1 protein-coding gene is annotated in these 1,439 nt (G+C 37.1%); it reads left to right on the forward strand.

What is annotated here, in order from left to right:
- Window positions 1-60: 60 nt before the first annotated feature.
- Window positions 61-1,116, forward strand: coding sequence for an IS110 family RNA-guided transposase (locus tag EV197_RS16945; protein WP_130287996.1), 1,056 nt, complete (start codon window positions 61-63; stop codon window positions 1,114-1,116).
- Window positions 1,117-1,439: the final 323 nt, after the last annotated feature.

Below are 1,439 nucleotides of genomic sequence, written 5' to 3' on the forward strand. Positions count from 1 at the left end.
TAGCATCTATGTAAAAGCAGCTTATCGTGTATCTTTAAGATGTACTAAAAATTAAAAGATATGAAAACACAACAAACTGCTACTGCTAAGTTATTTATTGGTATTGACATACACAAGCGAAGTTGGAAGGTTCATTGTTCAACGGATCTATCCTCAGGAAAGACTTTTAGTATGCCTCCAGATCCTGAGCAGCTTTATGCGTATGTACAGAAACATTATTTGGGATATAAAGTAACCACGGCTTATGAGGCTGGTTGCTGTGGTTATTATGCACATCGCTGTTTTAAGGAGTATGGTTGGGATTCATTGGTTGTGAACCCTGCAGATATTTTTAGAAGAGGTAAGGAGCGTCATACAAAGACTGACCGCATTGATGCTCAATTGATTGCCAGAGAACTCAAAGATGGTCGATTAGTAGGTATATCGGTTCCGGATAAGCAGCGAGAACAACTACGCAGTTTATTTAGACGGCGAAATGATTTGGTTAAAGATATGCGTCAGATTAAGAGTTATATCAAAATGCAATTGCTTTACTATGGTATACAAATACCTGATGCGTTTGATAACGATCACTGGAGTCATAAATTTCGCGAATGGTTAGATGATTTGTTATTTGAGTATGAGTCTGGCAATGAAGTATTGAGAAGTAGAATGCGAAGTTTTCGATTTATTGATAAAGAGTTTAGAGCGGTCTCAACGCTCTTGCGAAAATACACCAAGCAGTATTGTAAGAAGGATTATATGCTGTTGCGTAGTATTCCAGGTATAGGTCCTATAGTTGCTAGTGGTATATTGAGTGAGCTTGGTGATTTGCGTAGATTTAATAACATCAAGCATCTTGCAGGGTATGTGGGTTTATGTCCTGGGATTTATCAGAGCGGTGATACGATTCGTCATACGGGTGTAAGTATGCGAGCCCACCGATTACTACGTAGTTACTTTATCGAAGCTAGTTGGCAAGCTATCCGTACCGATCCAGTAATGCAAGGGTATTATCGTAAGCATCAAGGTAAGAATATAAAAAAGGTTATCGTTAAAATAGCAAGAAAGCTATTGAGTAGAACCTTAGCAGTAATAAAAACAGAAACTCCTTATGAAATTGGGGTGGTAGGATAATAACAGATAACAAAGCTCACGAAAAAGTAGATACAACCCAGATCACAAAACAATGTAGGTGATCCCGAATATTGCTAGGGAATCACATCGGTTAGCAAGTAGACTGGGTTTATTATAACTTATAATCATACCGATGCTGGTGATCCCAAATTCGCGGGAATCACATATAGGATGCTGAGCAAGTTATATAGTATTTAAATGTTGACAAATACGCAACATAAAGGAAAGATTTGCCAACATTTAAACACTTAAAAATCAACACTATGAGATAATTAAAAATAAAATATTAAATTAGAGAAACCGGACTAAGGCTTTTCATAGGA

This window comes from Aquimarina brevivitae (assembly GCF_004216895.1).
GTDB classification, from domain to species: Bacteria; Bacteroidota; Bacteroidia; order Flavobacteriales; family Flavobacteriaceae; genus Aquimarina; species Aquimarina brevivitae.